At 55.1% G+C, this 16,558-nt stretch carries 18 protein-coding genes; 3 read left to right on the top strand and 15 right to left on the bottom strand.

Going from position 1 to position 16,558, the window contains the following annotated elements:
- Positions 1-190 precede the first annotated feature (190 nt).
- Positions 191-556 carry a hypothetical protein gene (locus tag IP582_RS01145; protein ID WP_228007933.1) on the top strand — a complete coding sequence of 122 codons (366 nt, stop codon included), beginning with the start codon at positions 191-193 and terminating at the stop codon, positions 554-556.
- 46 nt (positions 557-602) lie between these two features.
- On the opposite strand, the gene fre is transcribed toward IP582_RS01145, so the two are convergent.
- Both fre and ubiD read right to left on the bottom strand, forming a co-directional pair.
- Positions 603-1,304 carry an NAD(P)H-flavin reductase gene (gene fre / locus IP582_RS01140; protein ID WP_039077066.1) on the bottom strand — a complete coding sequence of 234 codons (702 nt, stop codon included), beginning with the start codon at positions 1,302-1,304 and terminating at the stop codon, positions 603-605.
- Positions 1,305-1,364: 60 nt separating this feature from the next.
- On the bottom strand, positions 1,365-2,849 hold the full coding sequence (ubiD, locus tag IP582_RS01135; RefSeq protein ID WP_193794849.1) for a 4-hydroxy-3-polyprenylbenzoate decarboxylase: 1,485 nt from the start codon (positions 2,847-2,849) through the stop codon (positions 1,365-1,367).
- A gap of 179 nt (positions 2,850-3,028) precedes the next feature.
- Here ubiD and rfaH point away from each other — a divergent pair, with 179 nt between their 5' ends.
- The gene (gene rfaH, locus IP582_RS01130; RefSeq protein WP_039077064.1) at positions 3,029-3,517 is read left to right on the top strand and encodes a transcription/translation regulatory transformer protein RfaH; all 489 of its coding nucleotides are present in this window, start codon (positions 3,029-3,031) and stop codon (positions 3,515-3,517) included.
- A 7-nt stretch (positions 3,518-3,524) separates the two neighbouring features.
- Here rfaH and tatD read toward each other — a convergent pair whose 3' ends face one another.
- The 8 genes from tatD to udp form a co-directional block, all read right to left on the bottom strand.
- The gene (gene tatD / locus IP582_RS01125) at positions 3,525-4,307 is read right to left on the bottom strand and encodes a 3'-5' ssDNA/RNA exonuclease TatD (protein WP_193794848.1); all 783 of its coding nucleotides are present in this window, start codon (positions 4,305-4,307) and stop codon (positions 3,525-3,527) included.
- Positions 4,308-4,348: 41 nt separating this feature from the next.
- Complete coding sequence (gene tatC, locus IP582_RS01120) at positions 4,349-5,113, bottom strand: Sec-independent protein translocase subunit TatC (RefSeq protein WP_039077062.1); 765 nt, start codon at positions 5,111-5,113, stop codon at positions 4,349-4,351.
- Between the two features lie 2 nt (positions 5,114-5,115).
- Positions 5,116-5,640 (bottom strand): Sec-independent protein translocase protein TatB, encoded by a 525-nt coding sequence (gene tatB / locus IP582_RS01115; RefSeq protein WP_039077061.1) that lies wholly within the window; start codon positions 5,638-5,640, stop codon positions 5,116-5,118.
- A gap of 3 nt (positions 5,641-5,643) precedes the next feature.
- Positions 5,644-5,898, bottom strand: a complete 255-nt coding sequence (gene tatA, locus IP582_RS01110; RefSeq protein WP_039077060.1) for a Sec-independent protein translocase subunit TatA — start codon at positions 5,896-5,898, stop codon at positions 5,644-5,646.
- 75 nt (positions 5,899-5,973) lie between these two features.
- Positions 5,974-7,614: a ubiquinone biosynthesis regulatory protein kinase UbiB gene (ubiB, locus tag IP582_RS01105; RefSeq protein WP_071195571.1), complete on the bottom strand. Its 1,641-nt coding sequence runs from the start codon at positions 7,612-7,614 to the stop codon at positions 5,974-5,976.
- Complete coding sequence (locus IP582_RS01100; RefSeq protein ID WP_039077058.1) at positions 7,611-8,216, bottom strand: SCP2 domain-containing protein; 606 nt, start codon at positions 8,214-8,216, stop codon at positions 7,611-7,613. Before IP582_RS01100 ends, ubiB begins: the two co-directional genes overlap by 4 nt.
- Positions 8,217-8,227: 11 nt before the next feature.
- The gene (gene ubiE, locus IP582_RS01095) at positions 8,228-8,983 is read right to left on the bottom strand and encodes a bifunctional demethylmenaquinone methyltransferase/2-methoxy-6-polyprenyl-1,4-benzoquinol methylase UbiE (RefSeq protein ID WP_039077057.1); all 756 of its coding nucleotides are present in this window, start codon (positions 8,981-8,983) and stop codon (positions 8,228-8,230) included.
- A 244-nt stretch (positions 8,984-9,227) separates the two neighbouring features.
- Complete coding sequence (udp, locus tag IP582_RS01090) at positions 9,228-9,989, bottom strand: uridine phosphorylase (protein ID WP_193794847.1); 762 nt, start codon at positions 9,987-9,989, stop codon at positions 9,228-9,230.
- A 255-nt stretch (positions 9,990-10,244) separates the two neighbouring features.
- Between udp and IP582_RS01085 the strand changes: the two genes are divergently transcribed.
- Entirely contained in the window at positions 10,245-11,057 is an 813-nt protein-coding gene (locus IP582_RS01085) for a dienelactone hydrolase family protein (protein ID WP_193794846.1), read from the top strand.
- A gap of 73 nt (positions 11,058-11,130) precedes the next feature.
- Here the strand turns inward: IP582_RS01085 and IP582_RS01080 are convergent, their stop codons facing one another.
- From IP582_RS01080 to IP582_RS01060, 5 genes are read right to left on the bottom strand one after another with little or no spacing between them, the layout of a single operon-like run.
- Entirely contained in the window at positions 11,131-11,682 is a 552-nt protein-coding gene (locus IP582_RS01080) for a histidine phosphatase family protein (RefSeq protein WP_071195569.1), read from the bottom strand.
- The gene (locus tag IP582_RS01075) at positions 11,673-12,737 is read right to left on the bottom strand and encodes an MBL fold metallo-hydrolase (RefSeq protein WP_193794845.1); all 1,065 of its coding nucleotides are present in this window, start codon (positions 12,735-12,737) and stop codon (positions 11,673-11,675) included. Before IP582_RS01075 ends, IP582_RS01080 begins: the two co-directional genes overlap by 10 nt.
- Positions 12,734-13,762 carry an ABC transporter ATP-binding protein gene (locus IP582_RS01070; protein WP_193794844.1) on the bottom strand — a complete coding sequence of 343 codons (1,029 nt, stop codon included), beginning with the start codon at positions 13,760-13,762 and terminating at the stop codon, positions 12,734-12,736. Before IP582_RS01070 ends, IP582_RS01075 begins: the two co-directional genes overlap by 4 nt.
- Positions 13,750-15,453, bottom strand: coding sequence for an iron ABC transporter permease (locus IP582_RS01065; RefSeq protein ID WP_193794843.1), 1,704 nt, complete (start codon positions 15,451-15,453; stop codon positions 13,750-13,752). The genes IP582_RS01070 and IP582_RS01065 overlap by 13 nt, the downstream gene beginning before the upstream one ends.
- Positions 15,454-15,465: 12 nt before the next feature.
- On the bottom strand, positions 15,466-16,443 hold the full coding sequence (locus IP582_RS01060) for an ABC transporter substrate-binding protein (protein WP_193794842.1): 978 nt from the start codon (positions 16,441-16,443) through the stop codon (positions 15,466-15,468).
- Positions 16,444-16,558: the final 115 nt, after the last annotated feature.

Here is a 16,558-nt window from a genome sequence, read left to right as displayed (position 1 = left end):
CATCCCGATGCGCTTACAGAAGTAAGTGATTCGGGCAAATGAGTGCAGCCAACGCCGTTATGGTGTCAATGGCAAAGAAAGATTTAGTTGCCGTTTTCCCGCCTGTCAGGGGCGGGCTTTTTATTTCTTATTCTTCTCTCCATCCCTTACACTCCTTATTGGAGCGACACCACATCGACAAGGGAATGAAATGAAGAACGCTACTCTGGCTTTATCCTGTCTGTTTATTCTGTTACCCACATTCGCACTGGCAGCGCAGACAGCACTGGCAAATGAAGAGACCCGCCAGGAACAAGTCATGGCACAACGCTGCCTGACATTTGGGCTCAATAAGCTCAGAGCCGACAATCCGGGATTACACGCGAAACTGCAAACCGCCAGGCCGAACGCCAGCACAGCGGTTATTGAGCGCTTCGATGAAAATATCGGTAGCCAGCATATTGCGACCCAGGTGACGGCAAACCTCGAAACGAAGCAAGGCGCGTCAGGCGAGATGATGTGTCTGTTAGAAAACGATAAGCCGCTGTTTGTTTACTTCTACAACATGGATGAGTGATTGCTGAAAACCACCACCTCCACGAAGGGGTGGTTTTCGGGAAGGCTTAAATAAACGCGAATGCGTCGCCAAACAGGCGGTCTTCGCGTGCACCACGCTCATTGCAGAACAGGTCACGGGCGATTTTCGCCATCTCAAAACGTCCGGCGATATAGATATCATGCTCCGCCAGCGTACCGAAATCCTGCAATACGGCGGTCAAAACGGTTCCGCTGCGGCCACGCCAGTTCTCTTCCGGCTGCTCAACCACCGGCACCACGCGCAGGTTCGGATGATCAACGGACAATGCTTCCAGCTCGGACAGATCATACAGGTGCTTCTCTTCGCGCCCACCCCAGTAAATGGTGATATCACGGTTCGGGTTTTGCTCAAGCGCCGTCAGCAAAATGGAACGCGCGTAGGAGAAACCGGTTCCCCCGGCAATCAGCACCAACGGACGCTCTTCATCGTCACGTAGCCAGGCGTCACCGTGCGGAAGATCCACCACAATTTCCCGGTCTTTCAGGATACGGTCCATCACCGCCATGGCGTAGAGATTTAATTCTGATGCGCCAATGTGCAGCTCGATAAAGTCGTGCTGGCTCGGCGTGGAAGCCAGAGAGAAGGGGCGTTTGTCTCGTTCATCCATCACCACCATTAAGTACTGGCCAGCGCGAAAAGAAAAAGCCGCTTCCGGCACTAAACGGACGCGATATACGGTATCGGTGATGGCGTCTACCGAGGTCACTTTACAGCTTAAGGTTGTCATGCGCTCCCTCTGTCGGGTTCATACTCGTTGTCGTAATGTCTGGCGAAAAACGGCGGCGCGTCAGGCACCTTTACCGTCACTAAAAATGGCCAGTTCATCCCAGATGGCGTCGATACGCGCCGTCACGTCAGGGTCTTTCCTGATGGGGCGACCCCACTCTCGTTCGGTTTCGCCAGGCCATTTATTGGTGGCATCCAGGCCCATTTTTGAGCCAAGACCGGAAACCGGCGAGGCAAAGTCCAGGTAATCAATTGGCGTATTCTCCACCAGTACCGTGTCCCGCGCAGGGTCCATACGGGTGGTGATCGCCCAAATCACATCGTTCCAGTCACGCGCATTGACATCGTCGTCACACACAATCACGAACTTGGTGTACATAAACTGGCGCAAGAACGACCAGACGCCCATCATGACGCGTTTTGCATGACCTGCGTACTGTTTCTTCATGGTGACGACGGCAAGGCGATAAGAACAGCCCTCCGGCGGCAGATAAAAATCGACGATTTCCGGGAACTGCTTTTGCAAAATCGGGACGAACACTTCATTGAGCGCCACACCGAGCACGGCAGGTTCATCCGGCGGACGGCCGGTGTAGGTCGAATGGTAAATCGCGTCTTCACGCTGCGTAATGTGCGTGACGGTAAAGACCGGGAAGTTATCGACCTCGTTATAGTAGCCGGTATGGTCGCCATACGGCCCTTCGGGTGCCATATCTCCAGCCTCAATATAGCCTTCCAGCACCATTTCCGCACTGGCCGGGACTTCTAAATCATTGGAGAGGCATTTGACGACTTCGGTTTTGGTGCCGCGCAGTAACCCGGCAAAGGCATATTCCGACAGGGTGTCCGGAACGGGCGTGACCGCCCCCAGAATCGTCGCCGGGTCCGCACCGAGAGCTACAGAGACCGGGAAACGTTCGCCCGGATGCGCCGCACACCACTCCTGAAAATCGAGCGCGCCGCCGCGATGGGACAACCAACGCATGATCAGCTTATTTTTACCAATCAGTTGCTGGCGATAAATGCCTAAATTCTGGCGCTCTTTTTGTGGTCCGCGCGTTACCGTCAACCCCCAGGTAATCAGCGGCGCGACATCATCGGGCCAGCACTGCATGATAGGGATTTTGGTGAGATCGACATCGTCGCCCTGCACCACTTTTTGCTGGCAAGGCGCACCGCGCAGCCGTTTGGTCGGCATGTTCAGCACTTGTTTAAACTGGGGGAGCTTATCGAAGAGGTCGCGAAAGCCTTTTGGCGGCTCCGGCTCTTTCAGAAAGGCCAGCAATTTCCCCACTTCTCGCAGGGCGCTCACCTCTTCCTGCCCCATACCTAATGCAACCCGACGTGGCGTACCGAACAAATTGCACAGCACCGGCATCGTGTACCCTTTCGGGTTTTCGAACAGTAACGCCGGTCCTCCCGCGCGCAGGGTGCGGTCAGCAATTTCCGTCATCTCCAGATGGGGATCAACCGGTAATGTAATGCGTTTTAATTCACCCTGCTGTTCAAGCAGCGTCAGAAAATCACGTAGGTCATGGTATTTCATGGGGTTTATAATGGCCTCTTGCTAAGCGCTCTATTATACGGTGTTCATCTTCACGTTGCTGTAATTTTGTTAAATCAAGGTGAAAGAGGACGGTAAGTATTGTCGCCAGTTATAATCAACTTCGCCATCGCCTTAGGCTTTTGGTATGCTTGCTCACCGAACTTTCGGAAAAGAACATTATGCAATCCTGGTATTTACTTTACTGCAAACGAGGCCAGCTCCAGCGCGCCCAGGAACATCTTCAACGCCAGGCGGTCAACTGCCTGACGCCAATGATCTCACTGGAAAAAATGGTCCGTGGTAAACGTACCACAGTGAGCGAACCGCTCTTCCCAAATTATCTGTTTGTTGAGTTCGATCCCGAGGTGATTCACACCACCACGATTAATGCGACTCGCGGCGTTAGCCACTTTGTCCGTTTTGGCGCGAGCCCGGCACAAGTTCCTTCAACGGTTATCCATCAGCTTTCCCTGTATAAACCCGAGGGCGTTACCGACCCTGAAACGCCGTACCCCGGCGATAGTGTGATCATTACCGAAGGGGCGCTGGAAGGGTTACAGGCTATCTTTAAAGAGCCGGACGGCGAAGCCCGCTCCATGCTGCTGCTTAACCTGCTGAATAAACAGGTGCTACAGAGCATCAAAAATACCGACTTCCGTAAAGTGTGATCCTGCGTTAAAGCCTGATGCCAAATAGCGTCTGCACGTTTTGATTCGTCACGTCGCTAAGCCATTGGGCATCTTCACCGCGCAACTGAGCGACGCAGGCCAGAATATGCCCCAGATGCGCGGGTTCGTTACGTCTTGATGCTGGTTTCGGCGACAAATCACGCGGCAGCAAATACGGCGCATCAGTTTCTACAAACAGACGGTCTGCGGGGATATGCGGCAACACGTCGCGCAGTTCCAGTCCACGCCGTTCATCACACACCCAACCGGTAATACCCAGATAGATACCCCGCGCCAGGCACGCCTGCGCTTCGTCTAATGTGCCGGTGAAACAGTGCAGCACCGCACCGGGCAAGCGGGGAAGCCAGGGATCCAGGAGCGCCAAAAAACGGTCATGGGCATCGCGACAGTGTAAAAAAACGGGCATACCCCGTTCTGCCGCCAGCGCCAATTGCGCGGAAAAAGCCCGCTCCTGCTCTTCGGGGGTCGAGAAATTACGGTTGAAATCGAGCCCACACTCGCCAATTGCCACCACTTCTGGCTGGGCGGCAAGCTGGCGGAGGGCATCTGCCGTGTCCTGCGTCCAGCTACTGCTGTCGTGCGGGTGTACGCCGGCGGTGGACCAGCAGCGTGGGTAGCGCTTTGCCAGTTGTTGCGCCTGCTGACTTTCATGCAGATTAGTGCCGGTCAGCAGCATGCCGCTGACACCCGCCGCCTGCGCGCGCGCCACCACATCATCACGATCTTTGGCAAACTGGGAACTGGTGAGATTCACACCGATATCAAACATACAGCGCTCCAGACAACAACCGCCCTGACGGGCGGCTGGATTTACTCTTCTGTCGTGGTTTCTTCTTCGTCTTCGTCAACCTGACGGCGTTTGCCGGTGTAGAAGCGCGCGAAAAAGACGCCCACCTCAAACAGACAGTACATGGGGATGGCCAGCAACGTCTGGGAGAAAACATCCGGCGGCGTCAGCAACATGCCCACCACAAATGCCCCTACCAGCACATAGGGGCGCTTCTGGCGCAACGATTGCGGCGTTGTTATACCCATCCAGCACAGCAGCACGATGGCTACAGGCACTTCAAACGCGACGCCAAAGGCCATAAACAGCCCCATGACGAAATTCAAATAGCTGGCAATATCGGTCGAGACAAGCACGCCTTCCGGTGCCGTATGAGTCAGGAAGCCAAACGCCAGCGGGAACACCACAAAGTAGGCGAATGCCATACCGATATAGAACAGCAGCGAACTGGAAACCAGCAGCGGGATAATCAGACGGCGCTCATGTTTGTAGAGCGCCGGGGCCACAAACGCCCACACCTGATAAAGAATGACCGGTGCCGAGAGAATCAGCGACACCATGAAGGTCAACTTGATCGGCGTGAAAAAAGGTGACGCCACATCGGTTGCGATCATCGTCGCACCCAGCGGCATCTGTTTAATCAAGGGCGCTGAAACTATCTGATAGATGTCATTGGCAAAATAAACCAGCGCCAGAAAGATCACGATAACGGCAATAATGCAGTTTAACAGGCGCTTACGTAGCTCAATCAAATGCGTGATGAGCGGTTGAGTATCATCGACAGCCATGTTCAGGATTTATCACTTGAAGAAGGGGTCGCCTCAGAAGCCGTTTTCGCTTCTGCGGCCTGAGTTACGGTTTTTTTCGCCTCCGGCGCATCCTGAATGTCAGGAGCCTGCTCCGGTGCGCTGGCCTGCGCTTCTGCCGTTGCCGGAGTGACGCCTTCGTGCTGCGCTTCGTTACCTTTCACCACCGGGTTATGGATAGTGTGCGCTTCATCGCTGGCCTTTTCCGGATCGTTGACGGTATAGGAACGTTTCATCGACTCGGCTGCCTGGCGCAACTCATCCATTGATGCCTTTAGTTCCGGCGTCAGATTGTCCAGACTGGCTTTCTCAACTTTCTTGAGGCTGTCCTGAAACTCCTGCAGCTTAAGCTCCTGAGTCAGTTCATTTTGCACCGTCGTCGCCAGCGAGCGAAGCGCGCGGATCCAGCCCACAATCGTACGCACCGCAACGGGTAAACGCTGCGGCCCCAGTACCACAAGGCCGATGACGAAGACTAATAGCAGTTCGCTAAAACCAATATCAAACACGAATTACACCTGTTCTTTGTCGTGACGCTTTTCGTCTTTCTTCACGTCCTCTTGCTTATCAGCAAGAGATTTAGCAGTGAAATCCGCATCCTCTGCAGATTTGTCTTTGTCTTGCTTGTCATCATCGCTCATGGCCTTTTTAAAGCCTTTGATCGATGCACCCAAATCGGAACCGATAGAACCGAGTTTTTTCGTTCCAAACAGCAGCACGACGATAACCGCAACAATCAACAACTGCCAAATACTGATACCACCCATACATAGTCCTCTGTAGGAGATGATGAAAACAAGCCACAGTATACGTTACCGTGCCTCCCAGGGGCGATGTTAAAATCAGCGAGTTTTGCGCCAACCGACAATCCAGGTTAATAAACCGATAGCCATTAACCATCCGGGGGCGAAACCCCATTCCGGGCGATTAATCAGCAACAGGGTTCCACTCAACATCAGCGTCGCGCCGATGCCAAACAGATAACGGGATTGCCCCTGACGCACATGGTTGGTCTGCAACTCGCTGGCGATCCTATCAACGCTATGCTGCAATTGCTTACCCTGCCGCAAGCTGTTGTACACCAGTTCAGGAAGCTCTGGCATTTTCTCGATCCAGAAGGGCCCTTTCTCTTTCACCGCTTTCAACAGCGCCGGTATACCCACCTGATCTTTAATCCACGACTCCAGGAATGGCTTCGCCGTTTTCCATAGATCCAGTTGTGGATAAAGCTGACGACCCACACCCTCAATATAAAGCAGGGTTTTCTGCAGCAGCACCAGTTGCGGCTGGACTTCCATATTGAAACGGCGTGCAGTGTTAAACAGGTTCAGCAGCACATGGCCAAACGATATTTCCGCCAGCGGCTTTTCAAAAATCGGTTCGCACACGGTACGAATGGCAAATTCGAAATCTTCAACGTTCGTATCCGGCGGCACCCAGCCGGAATCGACATGCAGCTCAGCCACCTTGCGGTAATCGCGGTTGAAGAAAGCAATAAAGTTTTCCGCAAGATAACGCTTATCTTCTTTATTCAACGACCCGACGATACCGCAGTCGATACCGATATACTGGGGGTTTTCCGGGTGTTCAAAGCTGACGAAAATATTGCCAGGATGCATATCGGCATGGAAAAAACTGTCGCGGAAAACCTGGGTGAAAAACACCTGAACACCGCGCTCAGCCAACAATTTCATGTTGGTTCCGTTTTTCTCCAGTGTCGCCACATCTGAGACCGGAATGCCGTAGATGCGCTCCATCACCATCATGTTCTGGCTACAGTAGTCCGGATACACTTCGGGAATATAGAGCATCGGGCTGTTTTCGAAGTTACGTCGCAACTGGATAGCGTTTGCCGACTCACGGAGTAAATCGAGTTCGTCGATCAACGTTTTTTCGTACTCGCGCACCACTTCTTGCGGACGCAGACGACGCCCGTCCGGCAGCAAGCGCGGCACCCAGCCTGCCAGACGGTAAATGAGTTTTAAATCCGCTTTGATGATCGGCAGAATGTCCGGGCGGATAACTTTAATGACCACCTCTTTGCCGTTCTCTTTCAACCGCGCGGTATGTACCTGGGCAATGGAAGCGGAGGCCAGCGGCTCAATCTCGAAATCATCAAACCACGCCTCAACGGGCAGACCGCCCATCGCTTTTTCAATCTGCTGTTTGGCCAGTACGCCATCGAAAGGGGCCACTCTGTCCTGCAACATAGCCAGTTGATCGGCGATATGCGGCGGGAAGAGATCGCGTCGGGTAGAGAGCATTTGCCCGAATTTAATCCATACCGGACCTAACTCCTGTAACGCCAGGCGTAAGCGTACCCCAAGCGCTTTCTCTTTATGCCGATTGGGCATCCAGAATAGCGTGCGTCGCCAGAGTCGCAGCGGCAACGTAATACGCATGACGGGGATAAGCTCATCAAGGCCGTAACTCAAAAAGGTCTGGATGATGAAATAGAGGCGCCGAATTTCTCCTGGCGTCATTTGCCCTCCAGTTTATCCAGGCGTTTGCTGAATGCGTCCACTGCGCGTTCTACTGCGGCGGTTTCTTCCGCAAACCAGGCCACTTCCAGTGCCCCTGGCGCCAGACGCCACTCTTCGGTAAGCACTTCTGCCACATAGTTCTGCTGGCGCTCAAAGCCGTGGCGCACCAGAAACGCACCGTTACGCAGTGCTTTGCCAATCCCCTCAGCAGCCACATCGCCGGTATAAGGGGCCAGCAGCTCCGCGACATCGAATTCGGCCAGATCCATCAGCGCAACAAGATTTTGCACCACCTGAATATCGCCCTGGACTTCCAGTTCGCCCGAGCGAATCAGCGCCGTCAACTGCTGTCTGTCACGCAGCTTAGGCAAAACGCGAAGCTGGGTAATCACCGTACAATCAGCCTCGCCTTCCCACTCGCCCAGCACATCGACCTGGCGTTCACTAAAGGCCAGCACCAGTGGCGAAGCAAACTCTTTTAGCGCAATGCGCAACACTTTTCCCTGCAACCGCTGCCGGGCAGGTTTAAGCGCCCGCTCGCGATAGAAAAAGGTATTCAGCACACGCTCAACACCCGCAGTCACCAGTGGCTTAAAAGGCATGTGAACTCCTGTCAGAACTTGTAGCCACGATGCAGCGCAACAATGCCTGCGGTCATGTTGTAGTAATCGACGTTTTCAAATCCTGCGCTCTGCATCATCGCTTTCAGGGTTTCCTGATCCGGATGCATACGGATGGATTCCGCCAGGTAGCGGTAGCTTTCCGCATCGCTGGCTACCAGTTGCCCAATGCGCGGCAGTACATGGAAAGAGTAGGCGTCATACACCTTGCTCAGCGGTTCAATAATCGGTTTGGAAAATTCCAGCACCAGCAGGCGTCCACCGGGTTTAAGCACGCGGTACATAGAACGCAGGGCGCTCTCTTTTTCGGTGACATTACGCAGCCCAAAAGAGATGGTGATGCAGTCAAACGTGTTATCCGGAAACGGCAGTGCTTCGGCATTCGCCTGAACATATTCAACGTTGCCGATAATGCCGATATTGCGCAGTTTTTCGCGGCCCATTTTGAGCATGGACTCGTTAATGTCTGCCAGCACTACCTGACCTGTTTCGCCGACCAGACGAGAGAATTTAGCCGTCAGGTCGCCGGTTCCCCCGGCCAGATCGAGAACTTTTTGCCCGCGGCGCACGCCGCTACAGTCGATCGTAAAACGTTTCCACAAACGGTGGATGCCCATCGACATTAAGTCGTTCATGACATCGTATTTTGCGGCAACCGAGTGGAACACGTGTGCCACCATCTCGGCTTTCTGATCTTTGGCGACGGTCTGAAAACCAAAGTGCGTCGTCTCTTTTGAATCTTCCGCCATCTTAGTGCCTGCTATTGAAGAAAATGTTCGTGAAGTGTAACAGATTGGGCGAGATTGCCCTACGTTTCAACCCTCCGCTGAACAGTTCATTAAGGGTGTGTTCTATAAGCAGCGGATACGAATCGGTTGTTTTTATTGTGAACCGCAAGCGTGGCAGGTGGACAAAATACGGATTAATCCCGCCCAGGGAAACAGCAGATAAGCAAAAGGCCGGGCATGCCGGCCTTCATACGGAAAGAAATAATTACAGCAGACGGCGCGCGGCTTCCACCACGATTTTCACCGCATGGCTTTCCGTTTGCTTCATGGTCTCAGCGTTTGGAATTTCCTGCTGGGTACGGTTGACGATAACACCCGCCACCATCCCGGCACGCAGCCCCTGGCTTGAGCACATGGTCAGCAAGGTTGCGGATTCCATTTCGTAGTTCATTACGCCCATGGACTGCCACTCTTCCATAGAACCTTTGAAACGGCTCACCACGTGGCCGGAGAAGGTGTCATAACGCTCCTGGCCTGGGTAGAAGGTGTCGGAAGAGGCGGTCACACCGATATGGGTGGTTGCCCCCACTTCTTTCGCCGCAGCCACCAGCGCGGTGGTGCACTCGAAGTCAGCCACAGCCGGATATTCCATCGGCGCAAAATGCAGGCTGGCACCGTCCAGACGGACTGACGCGGTGGTGACCAGTACATCACCAACATTAATATTGGGCTGAATAGCGCCTGTCGTACCGACGCGCAGGAAAGTGCGGATACCCAGTTGGGCCAGCTCTTCTACAGCGATAGAGGTTGACGGGCCGCCGATACCGGTGGAGCAGACGATGACAGCTTTGCCATCCAGTTCAGCGCGCCAGGAGGTGAACTCGCGGTGAGATGCCAGCTTAACCGGCTTATCCATCAGCGCGGCGATCTTTTCCACACGCTCTGGATCGCCAGGGACGATGGCAAGCGTAGCCCCTTGTAAATCGTTCTTGGTGAGGCCGAGATGAAAAACATCAGACTTGGACATAAAAACTCCTCTGTGATCAGGGTTAGTCAGAAGAAGCAAAACGGTACTTTACAGAAGGTATGCACGTAATTTCGTGACTTAGATCTCCATGATGTAATTTGTTTGCATAACATTTCCATAAAATAGTGATATCAATCACATTAACACATTCAGCCGTCTCGCCCTGCTCCAAAGATAGCCTTTTTCGCGCAGGATGATTTGCGCTCTGTCGGACTATAGTTAGTGGAGCGCTAAATAAAGGGTATGGAGAACGCCATGACAACCAAAACATTACCGGGCTTCGCACCGGCGGCATCACCTCACGCTTCAACCACACTGCACACCCCGGAAGACGCCATCATCGCAGGCGAAACCACCATCCCAAGCCAGGGCGATAGCATGCCTGCGTACCATGCGCGGCCTAAAAATGCCTCCGATCCCCTGCCCGTGGTGCTGGTGATTCAGGAAATCTTCGGCGTACATGAGCATATTCGCGATCTGTGCCGCCGCCTTGCGCTCGAAGGGTATCTGGCTGTCGCCCCTGAACTCTATTTTCGTCAGGGTGACCCGAATGATTTCGCGGATATTCAGACTCTTTTTGATGGGCTGGTCATGAAGGTGCCCGATGCGCAGGTGCTGGCCGACCTCGATCATGTCGCCAACTGGGCGGCACGTAATGGCGGTGATGCTCATCGACTGTTGGCGACCGGTTTTTGCTGGGGAGGAAGGATTACCTGGCTGTACGCGGCCCATAACCCGCAATTGAAAGCCGCGGTCGCATGGTATGGGAAACTGGTGGGACAAAAATCACTGAATTCACCGAAGCATCCGGTGGATATCGCCACCGACCTCAATGCGCCGGTCCTCGGTCTGTATGGCGCACAGGATACGGGGATCCCGCTGGAGACGGTCGAGACCATGCGTCAGGCGTTACGCGCCGCCAACGCGCACGCCGAGATCGTGGTTTATCCTGACGCCGGGCACGCATTTAACGCCGATTATCGTCCCAGCTATCATGAAGAATCAGCAAAAGATGGCTGGCGCCGGATGCTGGACTGGTTCGCCCGGTACGGTGGCGTATCACGCTAATACTGCCTATGCAGAGCGACGCAGGACGGTATGATCTGTGTCGCTCGCGACACGTGCCTGGCTCTCGTGCCGCTTAATCCCGCTCCGCCAGTGGAACTATCTGCCACTCTTGTGGCGTTTCGCCAGGCGAGATCCACATCGGCACCGCGTTCCCCACGCGATCGCCATAAGGCGTGCCGAAGGCGTGGTAGCGGATCACACGGTAAACGCCAGAATGCGCCACAATTAACGGCGTATCGTATTGTTCCAGCAGGCTGTTAAGCGCATCCGTGACGCGGGTGCAAAACGTCTCCCAACTTTCACCGCCAGGCGGCGTACTTTCATACGGCGTTAACTCTGCCAGCGGACGGTTTTCCAGATCGCCCCAGTCGCGCTCACATAAATCCGGCATAACCACATGGGCCGCACCAGGCAGCGCCAGTTCGAGGGTGCGTTGGGCCCGCTTGAGCGAACTTACCGCCACACCATTCCAGTCATAACGGCCCAGAATGGGTGCAGCGGAACGTGCCTGCTGCTCCCCTTCGTCGGTCAGCGGCACATCCGTACTCCCGCCAATCACTTTATCGCGGTTAAGCGGCGTCTCGCCGTGACGAACAAAAACAAAGGGTTTGCATATCAGTGGCATAGATCCACCCCCAACATATTCTGTGTAACGATGTGGCATTCAGGTGCGAGTTGCCAGTCCTGGATGTCCTCTACATGAGTAAACATCGGCACCAGCTTGCTGCACTTTAGCATCGACACCAACAACATTAAGGTATTGAGAGTTGGATGCACATTCCAGCGGCAAAAATCCACTTCCCCGGCCAGCCACTGTTGATGGTTAAGGCGATTCATATGACCCGTAAACAGGGTACGATGGTGGAAATCTTTGCGTCGACGCAGTTCGCCCGCCACCCCACTTTGCCCATCAGGATCTGCGGCCAGAATCAGCGATGACTGGGCGGAAAACGCCGGAAGGGTGCGCAAAAGCTGCTGTAAATCTGCCGCCACATCCTCGCGCAAACTGCCGTCATTATGCGCGGCCATTTGCCTGAGCACTTCCTGACAGGGCGCATCAAGCGCGATATCGGTACGCCCCTCACGCGCCAGTAGCAGCGCCAGTTCCACCGCCCTGCCCGACGGCGGCACCGGACACAGCACCGGATGCGTCAGACGAGCACGCAATTTATCCCACTGCTGGCGTTGTGAAACGTTATAGAGCCCGTACGACGCATCCACCAGCGCAATCTGCGCAGGCGGCGGTGCATCAAAGCGAAACAGCGCCGATTCCATGCTGATATCGCCGCTGTAAAACAGGCCGCCGGCCACATTAAGATGAAACCACACCCCGCCCCAGGCGTGTCCGCAACTGCCCGTCGTCACCGTAATGTCGTCCAACTGGAATTGTCCGCGTACCGCAATGGGGTGAACGTTGTGCCCTGAGGGTAATGATTGTGCGGTGATCTGCGTACAATAGACCGGGATGTGCGACGCAAGACGATGCAAACCGCCAATATGATCGACATGATCATGGCTAAGCAGGATCGCATCGATCTTTTCCGGTACTGGCCAGAGTTCCGTATGCGGATCCAGCGCACCGCCTGCATCCAGCAAAATACGTTGCCGGGGCGTGGAAACCAGAATCGCTGCGGGGGCTTTATGTCCCGCCCCACTGATAATCTCAATTTGTACCGTCACGCCGCCTCCAGGCACCATCCTTGTAACAGGCGCACACCTGCGTTCTGCTGTTCACGCAACGGCAAATGGTGGAAGGCGCTTAACCGCTGCCCATCCGGCAGACGCAGTTCCAGCAGGTAGCGTTCTCCCTGGAAAATGCAGCTTTCCACCGTTGCCGGCAACCCGCTATCACTCACCATGACATGCTCCGGGCGAACCAATACCTGCTGGCGCGGTTGTGTATTGTCGGGGGCAAGACCGTCATGCAGTTGCACGCTATCCAGTTGTGCTTGCGGATACTGGGTTGCCAGCGACAGAATGCTGCCTTTACCGATAAACCCCGCCACCCAGGCATTTTGTGGATGCTGATAGAGCGTCTGCGGCGCCCCCCACTGCATTAATTCTCCCTGATGCATCACCGCAATGTGGCTGGCCAGCGCCATCGCCTCGGCCTGATCGTGGGTAACATAGACAAAAGTCGCCCCGGTACGGCGGTGAAACTCGCGAAACGTCTGCTCCATAGTAGCGCGCAGATGACGGTCGAGGTTCGCCAGCGGTTCATCGAGCAACACCACTTCCGGCTCCGACACCAGGCAACGGGCCAGCGCTACGCGTTGGCGTTGACCGCCGCTAAGCTCCTGCGGCGAGCGCCCGGCATAAGCGCCCAGTTCCACCACATCCAGCGCTCCCATCACCCGCTTCTGGCGCGCAGCGCCATTCACTTTGCGCAATTTCAGCGGATAACCCACGTTTTCCGCCACTGTCATATGCGGCCAGAGGGCATAAGACTGAAATACCATCCCCATATCGCGGGTTTCCGGCGGCATATGCACCCGCGAGTCCGCCAGCAGGCGATCCCCCAGCAGCAAGCGCCCGGAAGAGAGGTGCTCAAGCCCGGCAAGAATACGCAGCGTGGTGGTTTTGCCACAGCCGCTCGGCCCCAGCAGTGCGGTGAAGGCCCCTTCGGGAATGGTGAGACTCAGATCCCGTACCACGGCCTGCTCTCCAAACACCTTGTTCAGCCGTTCCAGTATTAGTTCTGCCACGGGATAACTCCTTTGGGTAAATACTTGCCGAGACTGCTCAGCAATAACATGACGCAGGCCACCAGCCCTACGACTAACACGGAGATCGCCGAGGCCAGCACCTTGTTGCCGCTTTCGTCGAGATTAAAAATCACCACCCCAAGCGTCTCTTTACCGGCACTCCACAACAGCGCGGAGACGGTCAGCTCGTTGACGGCGGTCAGAAAGACCAGCAGCGCCCCGGCAAATGCGGCAGGGGCCAGCAGCGGCAACACAATATGGCGCAGACGCTGCGAAAAATTCGCCCCGGCCAGACTGGCCGCCTCTTCCATCGCCGGGTCAAGCTGCAACATGCTGTTATGCACCGGCTTTAGGCAGACCGTCAGAAAACGGGCAAGATAGGCGAGGAAAATGATGGTCAGCGTCCCACTCAGGCTGATACCCACCAGCGGAAGCGGACGGGCAAACAGCAAAATAAAGGCAATCGCCAGCACCACGCCCGGCAGGGTGTAGGGAATATCGATGACGCTATATAACCACCGCAGCGGACGGCTGGGATAGCGTACCAGTAGCCACGCCAGTGGCAGACACAGCAACATCAGAACCAGCGAGGCGCTCACGGAGAGCGAGATACTGTTAGTGAGTGCTCGCCAGGTAGCGCTCTGGTTATCAAACATCGCTCGCCAGGCGGCAAAGGTCAGGGTATCGGCATTCAGCGGCACGCCCAGCGTGGGTACCAGCGACGTTGCAATCAGCGCCAGCAGCGGTGCCAGCAGGATGGCGCACAACACCATGCCCAGCAGCACTTCGGTCGCCAGTCGCCATTTACCTAACTGAAAACTGAGCGCCCGCCCGGCCATCCCAATAAGCGGCAGCGCGTGACGACGCTGCATATATCCCTGCAAGGTCACGATACCAATGGCGAGCACGCCCATCAGCACAGACAGCGCCGCGACGTCGTTTAACATCGACGGACCAAAGCTGGAGAGCGTCTGGTAAATCTGAATCGGCAGCACAAAATAGGAAATGGGTATCCCGAGCATGGCGGGAATGCCGAAGTTACCCAGCGCGGAAACAAATGCAATTGCCGCACCAGCCCACAGCGCGGTGCGGCACAGCGGCAATACGATATCGATGAACACCCGCCACAACGAGGCGCCATTCAGCCGCGCGGCTTCAATTTGCTCTTTTGGCAGACACTGTAGCTGCGTGCGCAGAGCCAGGAAGACCAGCGGCGCATGCTGGATCCCCAGCAATAGCGCGATGCCTTCCGGCGAGTAAAGGGGATTGGTACTGCCAAACCCCGGCGCGAGCCCAATACTGTTGAGCAAAATGCTGCTGGGGCCAAACAATTGTAACCAACTCAGGGCGGTGACCTGCGGGGGGATCATCATTGGCAGCATAAACAGGAAGACCCAAATCTGCTTGCCACGAATATTGGTCAGGGCCAGGCAAAAGGCGAAAAAACTGCCCAACAGCAGCGACAGCACCGTGCCTAACCCGCTGGTATACAGGCTATTGTAGAGCGCAACCCAGGTGGTTTCATTGCTCAACACGCGCCACAGGCTACTGTTGCTACCTTGCTGCCAGTCAAAGAGGGCGGAAATAAGCAGTCGCAGGCTGGGCAGTAGACTCAGCAAGGCGATCAGCGCGAGTAAAAGCCACAGCAGCCCTTTCGGCGGGCTGCTGGCGGTAGATTGATGCAGTGTCATGTCCGTCATGACTTAGCGGTTTCCGAACAGATCGGCAAAACGCTTTTTGTTTGCTTCGGTATCAGCCAGCGCTTTTGCCGGGTCGTATGGCATCAGTTTAATGGTGTCACGCGCCGGGAAGCCCTGAGGTACTGGTAAGCTGGCGTCCGCCGTCAGGTAGCCCTGTTTGAGAACCAGCTTCTGCCCGTCTGCGGAGAGGACAAAATCGATGAAGGCTTTCGCGTCCTCAGGTTTTTTCGCCCCTTTCATCATGGCGACCGGTTCGGTCACGATGCTGACGCCCTCTTTCGGGAAAACGAACTCAATCGGCGCGCCTTTGGTTTTTTCACGGATCGCCATGTAATCCACCAGTACGCCGTAGGCTTTACTGCCAGAGGTGATGGCGCTCATCACGCCGCCATTACCACTCTGCGGCATCGCGCCGTTCTCTTTCAGTTTCTCGTAATACTGCCAGCCGAGCTGCGGGTCATTCATTAACGTCGCCATATGAATCTGCGCGGCGCCGGAATAGAGCGGGCTTGGCAAGGTGGTCATATTTTTCAGTTCAGGCTTGAGCAGATCCTGCCAGGACTCCGGCTTCACCGGGGCTTTGCTGTGATACGCAATCCCGGTAGTGATAAGTTTCGTGCCGTAGTAGTAGCCGTCTTTATCATAGAGCTGGGCATCGTAGCGGCTGGCCTGCGGTGATTTGTAGGCCGCCAGCAGATTTTGCTGTTTCAGGGACTCCATCGACACGCTGTCGGCGATGAGTAAGACATCCGGGCTGGCGCCACCGGCTGAAATTTCAGCCTGCAGGCGGGCAATCAGCTTTGCGGTTCCATCGCGAATCCATTTTACTTCGACATCCGGGTACGCCTGCTCAAACGCGCTCACCGTCATTTGCGCATCTTCGGTTGGCTGGCTGGTGTAGAGCGTCAGAGTGGATTTCGCGAAAGCGGTGCCACTCATGAAAGCCAGCAATGCCGCTGCCAGCGCAATTTTCTTACTCATGGTTTCGTCCCCCTGGTTTTCGTTGTGACGATTAAAACAAGGGAATCTGACAGAAATATGACCCGTTTTTTTCGTAGTAATAATTTCATATTCGCGGGCTAGCATGAGCGCAAAT

The sequence above is a fragment of the Citrobacter sp. BDA59-3 genome, from assembly GCF_015167655.1.
GTDB lineage: Bacteria > Pseudomonadota > Gammaproteobacteria > Enterobacterales > Enterobacteriaceae > Phytobacter > Phytobacter diazotrophicus.
Note: the sequence above shows the minus strand (reverse complement) of the source record. Positions and strands in the feature narration are given on the sequence as shown.